15 protein-coding genes are annotated in these 17,457 nt (G+C 41.8%); 7 read left to right on the top strand and 8 right to left on the bottom strand.

The genetic code is table 11. The features are described from left to right. Positions 1-183: 183 nt before the first annotated feature. Together IM500_RS21260 and IM500_RS21255 are read right to left on the bottom strand one after the other, a co-directional pair. Positions 184-1,599, bottom strand: a complete 1,416-nt coding sequence (locus tag IM500_RS21260; RefSeq protein WP_287739496.1) for a mechanosensitive ion channel domain-containing protein — start codon at positions 1,597-1,599, stop codon at positions 184-186. Positions 1,600-1,608: 9 nt separating this feature from the next. Beyond that, a complete protein-coding gene (locus IM500_RS21255) occupies positions 1,609-2,259 on the bottom strand; it encodes a nitroreductase family protein (RefSeq protein WP_190719405.1) in 651 nt (216 codons plus the stop codon). A gap of 206 nt (positions 2,260-2,465) precedes the next feature. On the opposite strand from IM500_RS21255, the gene IM500_RS21250 reads away from it, so the two are divergent. Then, positions 2,466-3,890 carry a PP2C family protein-serine/threonine phosphatase gene (locus IM500_RS21250; protein WP_190719401.1) on the top strand — a complete coding sequence of 475 codons (1,425 nt, stop codon included), beginning with the start codon at positions 2,466-2,468 and terminating at the stop codon, positions 3,888-3,890. A 16-nt stretch (positions 3,891-3,906) separates the two neighbouring features. On the opposite strand, the gene IM500_RS21245 is transcribed toward IM500_RS21250, so the two are convergent. Continuing rightward, positions 3,907-5,160, bottom strand: coding sequence for an AmpG family muropeptide MFS transporter (locus tag IM500_RS21245; protein WP_190719398.1), 1,254 nt, complete (start codon positions 5,158-5,160; stop codon positions 3,907-3,909). A gap of 306 nt (positions 5,161-5,466) precedes the next feature. On the opposite strand from IM500_RS21245, the gene IM500_RS21240 reads away from it, so the two are divergent. Together IM500_RS21240 and IM500_RS21235 are read left to right on the top strand one after the other, a co-directional pair. Continuing rightward, positions 5,467-6,087 (top strand): GNAT family N-acetyltransferase, encoded by a 621-nt coding sequence (locus IM500_RS21240; RefSeq protein WP_287739495.1) that lies wholly within the window; start codon positions 5,467-5,469, stop codon positions 6,085-6,087. A gap of 367 nt (positions 6,088-6,454) precedes the next feature. Next, entirely contained in the window at positions 6,455-7,867 is a 1,413-nt protein-coding gene (locus tag IM500_RS21235; protein ID WP_147072089.1) for an LCP family protein, read from the top strand. Between the two features lie 23 nt (positions 7,868-7,890). Here IM500_RS21235 and IM500_RS21230 read toward each other — a convergent pair whose 3' ends face one another. Further along, complete coding sequence (locus IM500_RS21230) at positions 7,891-8,574, bottom strand: Uma2 family endonuclease (protein ID WP_287739494.1); 684 nt, start codon at positions 8,572-8,574, stop codon at positions 7,891-7,893. Positions 8,575-8,729: 155 nt separating this feature from the next. Between IM500_RS21230 and IM500_RS21225 the strand changes: the two genes are divergently transcribed. Both IM500_RS21225 and IM500_RS21220 read left to right on the top strand, forming a co-directional pair. After that, complete coding sequence (locus tag IM500_RS21225; RefSeq protein WP_287739493.1) at positions 8,730-9,371, top strand: Uma2 family endonuclease; 642 nt, start codon at positions 8,730-8,732, stop codon at positions 9,369-9,371. 138 nt (positions 9,372-9,509) lie between these two features. After that, complete coding sequence (locus tag IM500_RS21220; protein ID WP_190719377.1) at positions 9,510-10,013, top strand: hydrogenase maturation protease; 504 nt, start codon at positions 9,510-9,512, stop codon at positions 10,011-10,013. Here IM500_RS21220 and IM500_RS21215 read toward each other — a convergent pair. From IM500_RS21215 to IM500_RS21205, 3 genes are all read right to left on the bottom strand, one after another. Further along, on the bottom strand, positions 9,940-11,622 hold the full coding sequence (locus IM500_RS21215; RefSeq protein ID WP_287739492.1) for a mechanosensitive ion channel family protein: 1,683 nt from the start codon (positions 11,620-11,622) through the stop codon (positions 9,940-9,942). The genes IM500_RS21220 and IM500_RS21215 overlap by 74 nt on opposite strands. A 3-nt stretch (positions 11,623-11,625) precedes the next feature. Beyond that, entirely contained in the window at positions 11,626-12,723 is a 1,098-nt protein-coding gene (locus IM500_RS21210; protein WP_287739491.1) for a saccharopine dehydrogenase family protein, read from the bottom strand. A gap of 92 nt (positions 12,724-12,815) precedes the next feature. Further along, complete coding sequence (locus IM500_RS21205; RefSeq protein ID WP_353737931.1) at positions 12,816-14,258, bottom strand: sensor histidine kinase; 1,443 nt, start codon at positions 14,256-14,258, stop codon at positions 12,816-12,818. A gap of 713 nt (positions 14,259-14,971) precedes the next feature. Here IM500_RS21205 and IM500_RS21200 point away from each other — a divergent pair. Further along, a complete protein-coding gene (locus IM500_RS21200; RefSeq protein ID WP_190719365.1) occupies positions 14,972-15,952 on the top strand; it encodes a DUF3616 domain-containing protein in 981 nt (326 codons plus the stop codon). A gap of 341 nt (positions 15,953-16,293) precedes the next feature. Here IM500_RS21200 and tnpA read toward each other — a convergent pair whose 3' ends face one another. Continuing rightward, positions 16,294-16,728: an IS200/IS605 family transposase gene (gene tnpA / locus IM500_RS21195; RefSeq protein WP_190719361.1), complete on the bottom strand. Its 435-nt coding sequence runs from the start codon at positions 16,726-16,728 to the stop codon at positions 16,294-16,296. Positions 16,729-16,778: 50 nt separating this feature from the next. Between tnpA and IM500_RS21190 the strand changes: the two genes are divergently transcribed. Beyond that, on the top strand, positions 16,779-17,457 hold a 679-nt coding region (locus IM500_RS21190; protein ID WP_287739489.1), incomplete at its 3' end, for an RNA-guided endonuclease InsQ/TnpB family protein.

Genomic DNA, 17,457 nt, shown 5'->3' with positions numbered 1-17,457 from the left:
ACTTAAATTTTGGTTTGACTGGGAGTATGAGGGGGTTTGGAAGTCCACATCTTCTCATCCCTGAAAACAACAGGGATATCTGATCAGTTGTCCGCAGGTAGCGACTCCCTATTCTCAGCTTCGTACCTCATCATTAAGATAACTGCTAGAGAAAAAAGGCTGTAAATCTGTTGTCATTCCCTTTTAAGTCGCAAAAAAGCTCTTTAACCGTTGTCGCAGCCAAGAGACGGGATTTTTCAGGTCTTCCGAGTCTAAAAGCCCCATTTCTCCCAATTTCTGCTGACATTCGCGCAATTCCTCTTGACGTTGGGTGAGTGCCTGAGTGAATTCCTCCGCTAGAGCCGGATAAGTAGTGATAAGATGCTGAAACCCCTGACGATCGAGCAAAAATAACAAGGTTTCCCCCACTGCTTGCATAGTGGTGGGATAGGGAACCTCTAATATTAACGGTAATTCCCCAAAATATTGACCTTTATTAAAAGTAAAAATTTTACGACTGATTTTATCGTTTTCATAAAAAGCATCCATTTGTCCCTGCAAAACAATACAGAAATAATTAGTTCTTTCTCCCTGTCTAATTAAAATATCCCCGTCCTGGAGATGTTTACGACAACCCATTTCAATTAATACACGCAATTGCAGATCGTTAAAATGTTGAAAGTAACTCACCTCCAATAACATTTCTTTTAACGATAGCGGTTTTGCAGGTTTAACTATCTCCTGATCCTGTTCCTTAACTGCCTCAAAACTGTCGGTATTATGCAACCATAACTCTCGCTGGGGAAAAGGAATCGTTATGCCCCGATGACGCAGATTATGCTCGATAATGAAGTGTAGGGAACTTCTCATAAAAACGGCCCGTTCGACTTTTTCCACCCATACCCACAACTCAAAATTTAAAGCACTATCACCAAAACCGTTAAAAATCACCTTGGGAAGCGGATTAAAGGCAATTTCTCCCGACATATAGGCTGATTGCAGCAGAATTTCCGTCACTATCAAAGGATCTGTACCGTAGGCAACTCCCACCGGCACAATGACTCGAATACGCGAGTCGGGATAATGCCAATTCTGGACGCGATTGCTAGTTAAGATTGTGTTAGGAACGATTAACTCTGCACCATCCACAGTGCGAATGGTGGTGGAACGAATCGATATTTCCCGGATATAACCCTTTGTTTGCTCAAATTCGATAAAATCGCCCACTTTTAACTTGCGTTCCACCAACAAAGTTAAACCACTGGTGAGATTTTTGGTTAACTCCTGCAAACCGAAACCGATACCCACCCCCAAACCACCGGCTAAAACAGCGATCGAAGCGAGATTGAATCCAGTCAATTGTAGGGCGATAATATAACCAAAAGCCCCAAAAGCAAAACTAGCCAGAGTTGCGATCGCTTCTCGATTACCTTCATCAAAACCGATACTTTTCAGCAGACGATTTTTTATTAAACTTTTAAAAGCGATCGTCAGACAGGTGACAAGAATAAACAGTATAAGAGTACCAATAATCCAACCAAGAGTGATCGACACACCCCCAGCGCGCCAAAGGGGAGTGTTAAAAAAGGGCGTTAACCAAGCTGAGGGAGAGAAAGTCATCGCTAAAGTTTAGATTTGATAGGGATTACCCAAGCGATCCACAAAAACATTGTAATCTAAGGGTAAACGCCCCGGATTAAGCCGAGGTTCCGCCGCGTAACCGATGGGAACGACAACAGCGATCGCCAGATGGGGATGATCGGCAGCACCAATCACAGCTTTTACCTTGTCCTCGATCCAACCGTTGAGAAAACAACTAGATAAACCGAGACTTTCGGCAGCCAAAACCAGATGAGTAGCGGCGATCATGGCATCTTTAATCGCGTATTCCCGGGTTTTTTCGCCCAAATCCCTGTGAAATCCCGGGATTGCCTGTTGAAAATATTTTACCGTGCCTTCGTTCCAGGCACCTGTACTGAGAGCCTGTTCATAGATAGGAGTTAGATCTCCTCCTCCTGCGGCAGCATCGGCAGCGAAAACAAAAGTAACCGGCGCTTGGATAATTTGCTTTTGTCCCCAAGCGGCCTCGGCTAAAGCGGCCTTTTGTGCCTCATCTTGTACTAAAATAATTCGCCAATCTTGGATGTTGAAACTACTAGGTGCGGCAACGGTTAATTCTACTAGGGTTTTCAGCAGTTCTGGGGCGATCGGATCGGTGGTAAAATTTTTAATGGAACGACGTTGATTAATCGCCGTGGGAACATCGAGAGGCAAGGTCATAAAGTCAGTTGATCGAGTTACATATTTCTAATTATTATAGGGTCAAGCTATCAGCCTCAGCCTTCGGTGTGACAAAACAGAAATAGTAAAACATCAGGGTTAAATTGTGGCGGTCAGGAAAAGATCCACTATACTGTTAGACTTAAACAGGTCATAACCCAATGACCATCTAGCTATAATCATGTCACCGCCACAAAGATCATTTTATGCTTTCTGAGCCGGAACCGAGCGACACCCTCACCACTCCCACCGTCAATATGGGCGATCACAGTACCGATATCAAGCCAATTTTAGCCTTAAAAGAGTTAGTCGCCAGTTTATATCGCGAACAAAACAAAGTTCAAAATCTCTTAAGTTCCCTCGGTTTTGCCCTGCGGAGTTTCAATAATTTAAACCAATTCCTCGATCTTACCCCCTTGATGGCCGCACGAGTGGCAGACGCGGAGGGAGGGGCATTGATTTTGAGCAAAAATAACGGTCAAGTGGCGCTTGATCAACTCCATTGCCAAGATAATCAAATTAATGGGGAACTACGCCGACAATTAGAGGCAATTATCCGACAATTAAACCAAGAACCGGCACTTGAGAATAAAAATCATCGATCGCTTCTCGATAGTCTCGACCATCAGATCCGGCAAACTCTCGGACAAGGTACGCAGGTTTATAGTACGCCTGTTTTGGTAAAAAATAGTGAGCGGGGGCGTTTATACGTTTTCAGTCGCGATCCCGATTATGGTTGGACACCCACCCGTCGTAAACTGCTGCAGCTAGTGGCCGATCAAACGGCGGTGGCTATAGCTAATAATGAATTAACGATCGAATTACGTTCTAAGGAACGTCAGGATCGAGAGTTAGAAATCGCTGCCGAAATCCAAAATCGTCTTTTACCCCGGCAATGTCCGAAAATTCAGGGGGTAGAATTGGCAGCCCACTGCCAAACGGCTAATCGCGTTGGTGGCGATTATTATGATTTTATCCCCTGCAATTACGATCAATTTAAACCGGCAAGGGAGGCGGAAATGGAAGCCAGTACCGCTCCTTGGAGTATAGTGATCGGTGATGTCATGGGTAAAGGTGTCCCAGCAGGATTATTGATGACCATGACCCGGGGAATGTTGCGAGCGGAAGTGTTAAATCGTCACTCCCCGGCCCAGATTTTGCGTCATCTCAATCGGGTTATGTATGCCGATCTCGATAATTCTCATCGTTTCGTGACATTATTTTATTCCGAGTATGATCCCCTGACGCGCCGTCTTGGCTACAGTAATGCTGCCCATTATCCCACCCTCTGGTGGCGGGCCAAAACGGGAGAGTTAGAGTCTCTCGACACGGAAGGGACATTAGTGGGTTTAGAGGCCGATTCTATCTATGACGATGCCCAAGTGCAATTAGAAGCGGGAGATACGCTGATCTATTATACCGATGGCTTTACCGATGCAGTTAACTCGAAAGGAGAAAGATTTGAGCAGAAAAATTGGCTATCGGCAGTTAAAGAAGCCTGTCAAAAATACACCGATCCCGAACAGATTCTAGAATATTTATTTGGGAAAGTTGCCGCTTTTACTGGGTTGGTAAATGACAGTAGCGACGATATGACTTTAGTAGTTATGCGAGTGAAATCGGAGGAATAAATCATCACTTCCTAGCTCATAAATTAGCTGAATCCTGCTCTTGCCAAGGAGCGAATAAAGGCAATAACGCTAACCCGGGTAAAGCGGCAATTACCGTGATTAAAAAGAACCACTGCCAACCGATCGCCTCAGCTAAAACTCCGGCGGGAGCCACCAAAATATCGCGACTAAAGGCCATTAAACTCGATAAAAGGGCGAACTGAGTAGCGGTAAAACGAGCATTACAAAGACTCATTAAAAAAGCCACAAAAGCGGCAGTTACTAAGCCACCGCAGAAGTTTTCAATATTAATAGCCAAGACCATAAAAGGATAATTTTGCCCTAAATTTGCTAAAATAAAATAGGCTAAATTACTAACAGCTTGCAAGACACCAAATATCCAGAGCGATCGATTAATTCCCCAACGACTTAACAGGGAACCACCTAATAAAACTCCCACCATAGTTGCTATCATGCCCATGCCGCCTTGTATCGCCCCGATATCGGTTTGACTGAAACCAGTTTTTAAGAGAAAAGGAGTCACCATATTATTAACTAAAGCATCCCCTAAACGATAGAGAACAATAAAGGCGAGAATGCCGATTCCTTGACCTAATCGATAGCGTTGAAAAAACTCTTGGAAAGGCAACCAAACTGCCTCTAAAAGAGTTTGAGGAGTATCATCTCTAGGGGGAGTAGCTGGGGCGAAAAAAGACCAAATAATCGTTAAAGCCATCAATCCAGCTAGGAAAAGATAGACGAGAGGCCAGGGAAAGTGATCGGCTAAAATTAAAGCGATCGAACCGGTTAAAATTAAAGCCAAACGATAACCTAAAACCCCGATCGCTACCCCAGCCCCCATCTCCCATTTTTCTAAAATATCTGTGCGATAGGCATCGTAGGCAATATCTTGGCTGGCACTAAAAAAAGCAATCAGTAAAGCATTAATTGCCAATAATTCTAAAGATCGTTGCGGTTGTTGAAAAGCCATGCAACCAATCGCTAAAGTTAAACAAATTTGAGCGATTAAAATCCAACCGCGACGACGACCAAGCACGGGGGGAAGATAGCGATCGAGTAAGGGAGACCAAAGAAATTTGAGAGAGTAGGGGAGAGCGACTAAACTAAATAAACCGATCGATTTCAGATCAACTCCTTCGGTGGTCATCCAAGCTTGCAGGGTGCGACCGGTGAGAAAAAAGGGCAATCCAGAAGCGAAACCTAAGAATAACAAAGCCGCCATTTTTTGACTGCGGAACACTTGCAAATAAGCGGAAATTTCTTTGATCATGGAGGGGATAGGAGGACAGATTAGATTAAAGAATATAGTTAATTGACCCAAAAAGAAAGAGATTAGTTCTGACCGGCATCATCCCATCTTAACCATTGCCTGGAGATCAAAAAAAATTCCCGAAAAATAGCGGTCTTTCCCCCAGCTGGGGCTATAGGCAGTAGAATGGATGAGATTTTGATTCAGTAGTCTTGAAAAATTGCGGTCTTCTCCTTAAGATAGATGCTTGATTCTCCCAACTAGCTCCTACCCCTATTTACCTTTCCCAGATAAGGACTGCCATCCCCACCTTCCCTGCCGACTCCTGTGATTAAAGTGGACTCCTGTTTTATCTCATACCTATTGTCTAATCCCTCCGACTCGGAAGCGACCGGTGACAATGCCGCCATTGCCGTCGAGGTGCGTTTGGCCCAAAGCCAAGATCTCAAAAGCTTGGCGGAAATTCTCACCGATAGTTTTTTCCCCACGGCCAATTATTGGTCTTTTCTGCGTCCTATCTTTAAATTAGGCATTTACGAGGACTTACGGGGACGATTGCGCGCCGATACCCCTTACTATCACTGTCTGGTAGTCAGTCACACCAGCGTCACCGCCACGGGTCCTCAGGAAATTATTGTTGCTACGGCGGAAATCGGCTTAAAATCCAGTTCTTTTTTAGCTGTTCCCATTCCTTATATCTCTAATTTAGCCGTTAGTCCCGATCGCCGGCGTGCCGGTCTGGCCCGGAGATTGCTGCTCAAGTGTGAACAGATCGCTAGAGAATGGGGTTTTGAGGAACTTTCCCTCCATGTTCTTGATAATAATCTAGCGGCCCAGTCACTGTACTTAAGTAGCGGTTATCGTCTGCAAAAAACCGACGGTTGGTTGATCAATTGGTTATTTAATCGACCACAAAAGTTATTTCTGCACAAAAAAATCAGCCAATGAGGAGATAGGAGACTCCCAGACTCCGAGACAGGTTTTAGGTGTTGGGGGTTGGGGTTTTGGGGTTTTGGGGTTTTGGGGTTTTAGTTCAATTTCCCCACTTCCCCACTTCCCCACTTCCCACTTCCCACTTCCCGCTCCCCCACTTCCCCCACTTCCCCACTTCCCACTCCCACGAAACAAACCCTAGATATTTCGACAAAATTGCCATGCAGAAGAACTATAAGGAAAAATTCTGCTATATTATCTGCTAACTCTCTAGAAAACCCGATTAGTTTAATAATCTTTTCCGGGTATCTGAGAAAAAAAATAGTTCATCCCTTTAAAATATGGTTTTAGGGAGATAATTAGTGACTGTGTGAGGCAATTTGTGGTTAATAAGACGAAATCAAGGCTTAAAAGCGGAAAATCAAGCAAATTAGCAGCTAAACCTGTGAAAAAGCGGCGATTGTCGGGTAAATGGTTCCTGACAGCCCTAGGCTTAACTGGCTGCGCCCTAGTTTCCGCTACGGCGGGGGCTATGTTGGCTGTGTCTCTCTCCTCCACACCTTTGCGACAAGCTGCTCTTAGTCCCCAAGAAGCCGCCGCTTTTAACAATCAGCAGGCGATATCCTATCAAAATCTGCAACTTCCCGCCCTCAACCGTCCCGTTAATATTCTGGTAGTTGGCGCGAAAGTGTTGACATCCGATGTCAAGGAGGCACAAACCCCAGATTTGGGTTATCATGCCCCGGTTAATTCCTTGGATGGTTTAACCGATACCATGCTGTTACTGCGTTTTGACCCCCAAAGACAGAAGTTAACCATGCTTTCCATCCCCCGGGATACCCGCACCGATATCGAGGGTTACGGGGAGAAAAAAATCAATGAAGCTAACGCCCTCGGTGGACCTGCTTTAACGGCGGAAACGGTTAGTCATCTTTTGGACGGAGTGGCTATTGATCGCTATATTCGCATTAATGTGCAGGGTGTGGAAAAATTAATTGATGCTTTGGGGGGGGTGACGGTATATGTTCCCAAAGACATGAAGTACAAAGATTTTAGTCAACACCTCTACATTGACCTGAAAAAAGGGGAACAACACCTCAACGGCGAGAAATTCCTCCAGTTTGCCCGTTTTCGTTACGATGCTAACGGCGATATCGGTCGTATCCAACGACAACAGCAATTAATGCGGTCTTTAGTAGAACAAACCCTAAAACCAGCAACTTTATTGAAAATTCCCGATATTATCGAGGTTATCCGCACTCATATCGATACTAATCTCAGTTTAGAGGAGTTACTCGCCCTAGCCGGCTTTGCCTCCAAAACTCAGCGCGCTGATGTGCAAATGCTACTGCTACCCGGAGACTTTAATGGTGATGGTCGGCAGGGGATCAGTTATTGGTTGCCCAATCAAAGTAAAATTCAAGAGCTAGTGGCTCAACATTTTAACCACGGCTCTTTTATAGCTGACATTGAGGAAACGACGCAACCGACTCGCATAGCTGTGGAAGACAGCACCGATAATCCAGAAGCGGTGCAAACTCTAGTCAGCTATCTGCGCTCATTGGGTTATGAAAATGTTTTTGTCTCTAAGTCTTCATCGCCAATTCTAGAAACTACCAAAATTATTGCTCAAAAAGGGGATAATTCCCTGGCTGCTGCCCTGCATAATAGCCTTGGTGTCGGGGAAGTTTTGGTGGAAAGTACGGGGAATCTCGCTTCTGATGTGACGATTAAAATCGGTCAAGATTGGCAAGAAAAATCAGCTAATCTTTCTGAGCCATCCCTAGGCAACTAAGAAAAAAATCAAGTTTATCCGGGTTATTTATTAGCCAAAGTTTGACAAAAATTTTGGTGTTCTTGACTAGCTATTCCTTGCTTTAACACCTCCAAAACTTCGGATAAATTACCCGATAATAAAGCATTTTTATCCAGCCATAATCCGGGGAAGACTTGAGAACAAAAGATGTTATTTTGATGAGATTCTAGGGGCAAATATTCCCCATCAGTTAAGCGAAACCAATCCAATTGAACATCATAAACTCGCCAGATAATATACTCTTGTACTCCCTGGCGACGATAAACTTTGAGTTTTTCATGTAAATCGTAGGAAGCAGTAGAAGCGGCAATTTCCACGATTAATTCCGGCGCGCCTTCTACATAATCATCTTCACTAATGCTTGATTGTCCACCGGTTTCTATTCTTAATAAAGCATCTGGTTGTGGTTGATTATCCCCATCAAGTCGCACAGTAGTATTATCCAGTGTTTCTACTCCCGGTGTCGCCACTTCGTAGGCAGTTAACCAACCGATAATATTAGCGTGGGGTTTACCGTGGTTTTTGGCTCTCACCGCGGCTGCCATATAAACAACTCCTGCGATTAATTCAGCTTTTTTTAGCCGTGTCATTGCTTGATAACGGCGCTCGAATTCGGGACGGGTTAATCTATCGCCATTTTCGAGAGGGGGAATAATATGGGGGGAAACTGTCTTAGTCGATAGCATAATTTTTGGCTCATCAAGAAACTACTATCAAGGCTTAAGTTTTCTTACCAGACTCAGTTAATTTATCGATTAGGTTAAGCTGTGCATCGAGAGTATCGAAAATATCCTATACTTATTTTACAGCGTTTCTGATCATTTACCTGGAACCTTGCGCCATGTTTGCCTTAGTTTCACTAGATAAAATCGAGCTACCAGCGGGATCCTTAGTGAGATTACCTGCCACTTGGCTAGATTATCAAACTTTGTCTCGGCAAAGGGGCGACAATTCTCAGCCTAAAATCAAATATCACAATGGAGAAGTCTTGCTTATGTCTCCACTTCCTAAGCATGGACGTGATGCCCATTTAATTGCTAATATTATCATCACCTTATTGGATTATCTGGGGCGTGAGTACGAGGCTTTTACTCCCGTAACCATGGAATTACCAGAAACAAGTGGTATTGAACCAGATTATAGTTTTTATATTGACCATTGGCCGGCTATAGCAGGGAAAGCCAGAATTGACTGGGTAAATGATCCTCCCCCCGATTTAGTATTAGAAATTGATGTCACCAGTTACTCGAATGTGGATGACTATCTGCCTTATCAAGTGCCTGAAATTTGGTTGTATCGTCAGAAAACTCTCTATATTTATTGGCTAGAGAATCAAGAGTATATCCCTCGCCATCAAAGTCAATATTTTCCTAACTTTAACCTACAAAATTTAGTTTCTTTCTGTGGAGAAATTGCCGACAATCGCAATAGTAGTATGGCAATTCGTCAACTAAAACAACATCTCGAAGATTTTTATAAGTAGGGAGGCACAATTATTTGTAGGATGGGTTAGCGGTAGCGTAACATGAGCGGGCGTTGGGTTTCATGCTTCAACCCAACCTACGTTCATCTTATATTTAATTCCACTTTGTACCTCATCATTAAGATAACTGCTATAACCATGAATAATTTTAAAATACTGCTCATCGGCTACGGTAATACTTTAAGAAATGATGACGGAGTGGGAGTGAGAATAGCCGAAATTATTGCCGGGGAGAATTGGACTAATGTGCAAGTCATCGCTACCCATCAATTGACTCCGGAATTAGCAGCCGATATAGCTGATGCTTCCCTAGTTATTTTTGTTGATGCGGTCTTATCTAGTCAAACCGATATCCGGATAGAAAAATTAGCGGCAGTTACCGAATGGAATAATTTCGGTCATGCAGAAAGTCCCGCTTCTTTATTAGCATTAACTCAAGCAATTTATCAACAAAATCCCAGGGCCTTGGGAATATTTATTCCTGCTATTAATTGTGAATTTGGTGAAGAATTATCAACAATAACTCAAAAGGGCTTGACAAACGCAATCAAAGCTATTAGGAAAATTATTACTTCTGAGGATTTGACTGAATACCAAAAGCAGGACTTTGATAATCTTCCGGCAGATAATTTTCAGGAATAGTGCTGTGATTGCCATCCCGGAGAGCCTTGTAGTGAGGAGACATAATTTCGATACCGACTTCGTTACATTTATCCTGAATATTTTGATGCAATTCAGAATAAATATACACCATTTTGCTAGGATGATCGGTGTAGGCATTTAGCTGATAGCTGACATAAAAATCATCGAGACTGGTTTGCAAGACAAAAGGAGCAGGTTCTGAGACAATAAATTTAGTTGCTAGGGCTGCTTCTTTCAGGGTTGCGTGGACTTTACGCCAAGGTAAATCATAACCGAGAGTGACTGTGGTTTGCAAAATTAAAGGCTCTTTGAATTCCCTTTGAGAGACACTAAAGTTAATCACATTGGTGTTTAACAGCGATGAATTAGGAATCGTGATAATTCTATTAGCTGGTGTGCGAATACGGGTGACTAATAATCCTTTTTCAATCACATCTCCAATAACATCACCAATAGAAATTTTATCTCCTAGTTGAAAAGAGCGGGTATAGATGAGGATAATTCCTCCTACCACGTTAGCGATAGCAGAGGTGGAACCCAAGGAAAATAGCACCCCTAAAAATACCGACACCCCCTGAAAAGCAGGAGAATTAAATCCGGGTAGATAGGGAAAAGCGATGACTATAGCTAAGGCAATTATCAGCAGTGACAGTAAATTATAGGTTGGTTTTGCCCAATCGGGATAGAAACCATGGATTACTAAATTTTCTCTTTCCAATCCAGTGAAAAATGGTTTAATTGCTCTCAACAGATAGTGAGTTATAAAAACAATTAGCAGTATAATAAAAATATTGGGTAAATATTTTGCTATCTCTTGGGAAATAACTTCCAAAGCACTAAAAAAGTATTGCAGAAAACCATCACCAAATTTTCTAGTCCAGGGAAAAAGACGAAGGACAAAAGTTAAATAAAAATAGAGAATAGTTGAAATAATCAGAGTGCGGATAAATTGCAAAACTCTTAGGGAAAAAATTCCTATTGTCTGGGAACTAATAATCTCAAAATTTTGGAATACGACCCCAGGAACTAGGGAGGTGATTAATCTCTGAATCTGGGGAAAAACCCGCGAAGATATAAAAATTATTACCCAGAAAATTAAGACCGTGGCCAAGGTAGCACTTACCGTCAAAACTGCATCTTTTAAGAGGTTATCTGGTTGACGTTCTTGACGATAACGGACAATGGCTGCTTTCATCTTTGCTAAAGCTCGTTCGGCCAATACTTCTTGACTGACCGCGTGTAATTTGGCATCTTTAGAAGTAATAGTAGCAATAACCGTATCTCCCAAAATAATCGAAGGGTTTTTGTCTTCAGGATCGATTTTTATGGTTAAATCTTCAGGAGAAAGAGCATCGTCATCGGCAATTTTTTCAATTCTGGCTGTAATCGATTTCGCTCTTTCTTGCGCTGAAAAAGAACCTATTCCTTGCCGAATCGTAAAAAGTTCTTGATTATCAAGCATGACGGGAAAAACTTCTCCCAAAGTTTCCAGGGGTGTTTCCTGTCCTTGTTTAGCAGGATTATTCTGGGCCGCTATCATGAAGATAGGGGATAAAGTCAGTAACAAAACTAAACAAAACAGCCCTAAGTAACGCCAGATTTTTTTCATCTTCTAAGCCACAATTGCACAGGAGCGATCGAGTTTAATACCTCTTTTTTTCATCGTAGCATGGAATAGTTCTGTGGATAACACCTGTTCCACCGGATAAATCCCGGCTTTTTCGAGTTTTGCCGCTAAGATTAATTCTGCCACGCTGCCAGTTCCCCAACCCGCTGCTTGGGCAGTGTTTTCGTGAACCATAGTCGCTTGATAAACTGCTTTTTGCTGCCCTTGCCATCCGGCCACTTTTGCCAACATTGCTACCCCAATTCCCGAAAATTTATCGGTTACTTCTGTCATGCGATAACTAACTTGGGAAAAAAACTCGATTCCCCGAGAACTTTCTACCCAAGCATCGGGGAAAATATGGGCAGTAATCCAAGTTAAATGATTATAAAAATCGGGAATAGAACCAAATTTTGTGATCACATTTTGCACTTGAAAAGATTCAGCAAAAGTATAGGTTTCTGGCATATCAAACCAATAAACACCAGTTTTACCCAAAGGAGCGGGAAAGTCAATTACTTCTCTAGCAGTATAGGGTTCAATCTCTTGCCATTGTCCCTCAATCCAAGCTAAAAAAGGCTTTTTTAAGCCGAGAAAAGTAGTCCGCATCACAGTTAATCCCGCACCTCCGGAACCGGCTACGGCATAATTTAAACGGATCGTTTCTACCCTATCTAACTGTTCGACTCCCTCTCGCACTATACTATTAGAAATACCGGGGAAAATTCCCGTATTAACCACGGCAGTTATTCCCGCTTTTATCGCTAATTCTCGATAGGGGATTAACTTTTGATAAAAAGAACGATGATCACTAACATCAATATAATTGACTTTTTCTTCGATGCAAATTTTTACTACCCTGCCATCGCGATAATGAAAGGGACCGGCACAATGAACGACTAAATCACTATTTTTAATTGCCTGTCTAAGCTTGTCTATTTCTTCTAAATCCAAAGCCAAAAACTGCATTCTTGGCAGTAATTTAATGGCTTTTTCCTTGCGTCCTGTGATAATAATTTTAGCTGCAGTATGATTAATAATATCTAGGGCGACACTTTGACCAATGCGACCAGTGCCACCTAAAATTAAAACAGTTTTTTCCATGGCAACTATCAATAATGTTTGTTGCCCTAGTATAGCATCCTCTTGGCAATTTTGCCTATTTTTCAAGATGAAAAATTCAGAATAATCTCAACTTATTTAATGCGTCCGAGGGGCAAGAAAATGGTTAAAATCTCACCTTCTTCGGGTTTTTCACGCACAATCAATTTACCTCCCAAGACTTGAAAAAGGTTTTTAGTCACCTTCATATTCAGGCTTAAACTACCCGTTTCTGGTTGAAACATTAAGACTTTTCCTAAAGCTTTGAGAGTAAGATTAGGCGATTTTACCTGAGTTTGGAACTGCATTTTTAATTGATTTCCTGCCGTTGATATATGTACTTGCAACAGGCCACCACTAGCCATACTGCGAGTACATTTTTCCACGACTCCATTTAACATTTGATCCAATAAATTCGGGTCACTAATTACCGAAGGCAATTTTTTCGGTACATTAACTTCTAAATTGACATTGCGCCGTTTAGCTTGTTTTTGCCACCGGGGAATACTATCTTGAAAGACTTTTTCTAGAGCAATTGGAATTAATTGAATCGGTTTATCCCCCAGAGGATTAATACCCAATTCTGCGGCTCGGAAAATTAATTCCATGCGCTGAATTTGTTCACTACATTCTAAATCGATTGTTTCTAGATATTTCTGCACATCTTCCGTTACTTTTGCCCGTTTTAATAATAATCGGGTAATGGTGCGAATGGTGGTTAAAGGGGTGCGAATTTCGTGGGTTAAAGCTCGCAATAACTCCAAATCACAACCCGATTCTAAATTAGAATTATCTTCCTTTGGCGGAGTGATTTCGGCATTGATAGGCGATTTCGTTTTTTTCAGGTCTAAATTAGGCTGGTTGGGTAAATTTTGCAGTAATTGGCGACTAAATTGGCTAACTAGACGGTAATCCGGCGAGGGACTGCCATTAGCCTCGATAATTGCCTCTAAAGTCCCGATTTGCGGATAACGCAGATTAACTAATCGTTGCCGCAACTGCTGCCAGGCTTGCTGAGTGAGGACGGGATCAAAGGAAAATTGAAAAGAGGACAAACCCCACTGATCCTCGCCTAAAACCAGCAAAAGAGCGAAACTTTCGCTAAAAACCAGACAAAATCTTTCATTAGCAATCGGATCCGTTGGCAAGAGAGGCAATTCATGAATCTCCGTCGGGGAAACATCGGCGGCGGATTTTTCCTGAGAAGGCAATTGCAAACCCGGCCATTGTAAATGTTTTAAAGCTTTAACGGTAAAAACACCAAATTCAAAACCCGTTAAAGCCTTACTTTCTCTGACTAAAGCCGTCGGACCGGAGAGAATTAAACCCCGACCGGCGGCAGCATTATTTTGGTTTTGTAATAAGATATTTTCTAAAGCGGCGATCGCTGCGAACCATTCACTTTCCGCTTTCAGTTGCGCTCGCTTGAGCCATTCCGATAAATTAGGATAAAAAGCATTGGGGGTGAAAGTTTCCCGGTCCTGATGGTCAGTCGGCGGGAAAATATCGCTTAATTTCGGTAAAGACCCCTTTAACATCGTCTTCATCACTGACTAGATACAAATTCCTTACCTAGAATATTACCCCCGTTAATGCTCATCCCATAACGGTAAAACCGAACTCTATTGGCAGTGATATCCGCGTTTTTATAGCAGTTATCTTAATGGTGAGGTACGAATTTTTGGTTTTGGGGAGTCGGTCGTCGATACCAAATTAGGTTACACTAAATCCGTTGAGCATAGGCTACATATCAGGACAGGCACTCATGCACTCTTGCAATAGGCAAAAGGAGGAATAAATAATCATTCTTTAATAACCGGATTTAGTATTACACTTCATCTTTAGTTGATCACCTATGCCGGTTGTGGGGTTCGTGGCTCAATTCAACCTCGATAAGTCTGATATTTAATTACACCTCCCCACTTATGTATTTTTTTGTTACATTTAAGTATTTTTTGCTTATCTATAGTTATTATTGAATGAGTTAAAGTGTTCCCCAATTATTTCCCTAACTAACCGATCTTTGATCCCAAAACCTTTTGCCTTGACGTTAGGTCAATGGGAGGAATCATCGGGTCTTGGAGGGACTAACATAAATTATGACACTCGACAAACTTTTGAAATTAGGAGAAATTAGTTATTTAAACCAGTCCTTTCTCAGATTATTTCTAGTAATGTCTTGTCTTTTTGTCTTTTATTACCTATAATTTTCTCAATCCTCACTTTTCCAGTTAATAAGGAGAATACAATCATGAAACCTCTCAACTTTTCTATTATCCAAAAAATCAAACATCAAGGAATTTGTGATGCTTCTGCAGCCACTGCTTTAGGAGAAAATAAATTTGTTGTTGGTAATGATGAGGCGGATCCAAAATTAGGTAATTTTCTCTGGATTTATTCCTCTCAAGAGTCGGGAAAAGCCCTGAAAACAATTGACATTAATAGTTGGGTGAAGAACAATCTTAAAAATAAAGAAATCGACTTGGAGGGGGTAACTGTACTAAATGACATAATCTATTGGATTACTTCCCATGGCCGCAATAAAAATGCTGAACGAAAACTCCCTCGTCATCAATTTTTTGCCAGTAAAATTACCGATGACGGCTCTAGTATAGTTCAAGTGGGTGAGTCTTATACTCAGTTAGTATTGCGCGATATTATCGAAGACTCTCAATTGGCTGAAATATTTGATTTCAAAACAGCAGAAACCAAAGCTTCCAAAGCTGAAGGAGGATTAAATATTGAAGGTTTAACGGCAACTCCAGACGGAAATATCTTAATCGGTTTTCGTAATCCTGTCCCCAACGGTAAAGCTCTTTTATTACCCCTAAAAAATCCCAAGAGTTTAGTTACTAATTCAACCACGGCTAAAGCTGAATTTGGTGATCCTATCCTGCTAGATTTGGGAGGATTAGGAATTCGTAGCATTGAATTTTGGCCAGCTTTAGAAGTATATTTAATTATTGCTGGAGAATTTCATGGAGGCGATCAATTCGTTTTCTATACTTGGTCAGGAAAAAAAGAAGATGCACCAGAAAAGATAGAATCACTGCAATTCCCTGAAGGTTTTCGTCCAGAAGCTTTGTTGTTTTATCCCCATTTCCCAGATCGCTTTCAGATTTTAAGCGATGATGGTACAATCGAGCGAGTTGGTAATACTCCCTGTAAAGATATTATCGATAAAAATAGTCCCGAAAAATATTTCCGCAGTATTTGGGTAAAAGTTAATTAATACCAATTCTCACCCATCAAAACTACAGATCGAATTATCGAATTTAAGTTCTCATTTCCCCTTTTTCCCATTTTAAGGGAGACGAAGGCAGGGGGATCGAACTCTTGTAGCCGGATTTTGGAGAATTGATATAATTAGACATCCCTCTTAGTGGAACCTCAACAAAACCTAGAACAAAAATAGCTTTAAACCCATATAGGGATAAGCTTTAAGCTCAAAAAAACCGTTGATCACGTCTTTTCAATGGTTTTTTATCCTAGAAGCTCTATCTCAAGGTCGCGAGAGGACTCCCGTTAAACCGCGTAGCGGTTAACGGGAGATGAATCGCCACCGGAATGAAACTAACGCGGTAGCGTTTCCACTTTCGGGGAGTTTTTTTGGTTCTCGACGTATTTTTTTAGTTGTTCGACAGTAACGCCGCCACAACTAGCCACGAAATAACCTCCCGTCCAAAAATAAGGTTTATTGTCGAAATACTTTGCCGCCAAATCCGGAAATTCCTTTCTAATTAAGCGACTACTAACTGTTTTAAGATTAGCGATTAGTTTGGATAAAGCGATGTCAGGCTTGTAATCGATAATTAGGTGAACGTGATCCGATTCACCATTGAAATCAAGCAACGCGCTTTCCCATTTTGTGAGCGTTGACGCAAAGATTTCTTTAAGTCGGGCTAAGATTTCATTGTTAATAGCTTTCCGCCGATATTTGATGACAAATACCACATGAGCAGTAAGTTTGTAAACAGAGCGAAATTCATGATGGTAATCAGTTAACATATTAGGCGGTAAATGTTATAATCTGATTGTACATCACAAAACGAACGACAGTGATAACGCTTACCTACCAGTACAAACTAAAGGTAAACAGGCAACAGGAACAAGAGATCGTCCACATTCTTGATGTTTGTAAAAGCGTTTACAATTACGCGCTCTCGGAACGGAAAGATTGGTTGAACTCTCGAAATTGTCTTGCGGATCGCTGTTCGTTAGTTTCCGAGTACATAATTCCTGCGGATGAACCCTATCCAAATTACTTCGTTCAAGCCAAAAATCTAACGGAAGCTAAAAAAATCTATCCGATATTAAAGACGGTTAACGCTCAAGTCTTACAGCAAGTCTTAAAAACTTTAGATAAAGCTTTTGACCAGATAAAATCGAAAGGCTTTGGCTTTCCTAGATTTAAGAAAAAGATGCGGAGTTTTGTTTTTCCTGCGCTGTCAAAAAACTTTCTAGGGGATGGATGTTTGAATTTTCCACAATTGGGAAAAATTCGGATTAGGAAATCTAGGGAGTACCCGTCTGGGTTTGAGCCTAAACAAGCTCGAATTATCCGCAAAGCGTCGGGATTTTACGTTTCGGTTTCTTTCCAATCTCCGGAATTAGTTCCCGATATGACAGTTGGGAAGACCTGTTTAGGAATCGACGCGGGGATTGAAAGTTTTGTCGCTACTTCACGGGGAGATTTAATCAAAGCCCCTCGATTTTTGTTGAAAGTACAGAGTAAGC

Origin of the sequence: Microcystis sp. M179S2, from assembly GCF_020245805.1 — a bacterium.
GTDB lineage: Bacteria > Cyanobacteriota > Cyanobacteriia > Cyanobacteriales > Microcystaceae > Microcystis > Microcystis aeruginosa.
The sequence above is the reverse complement of the archived record's forward strand: the minus strand, read 5'-3'. Positions and strand labels throughout refer to the sequence as shown.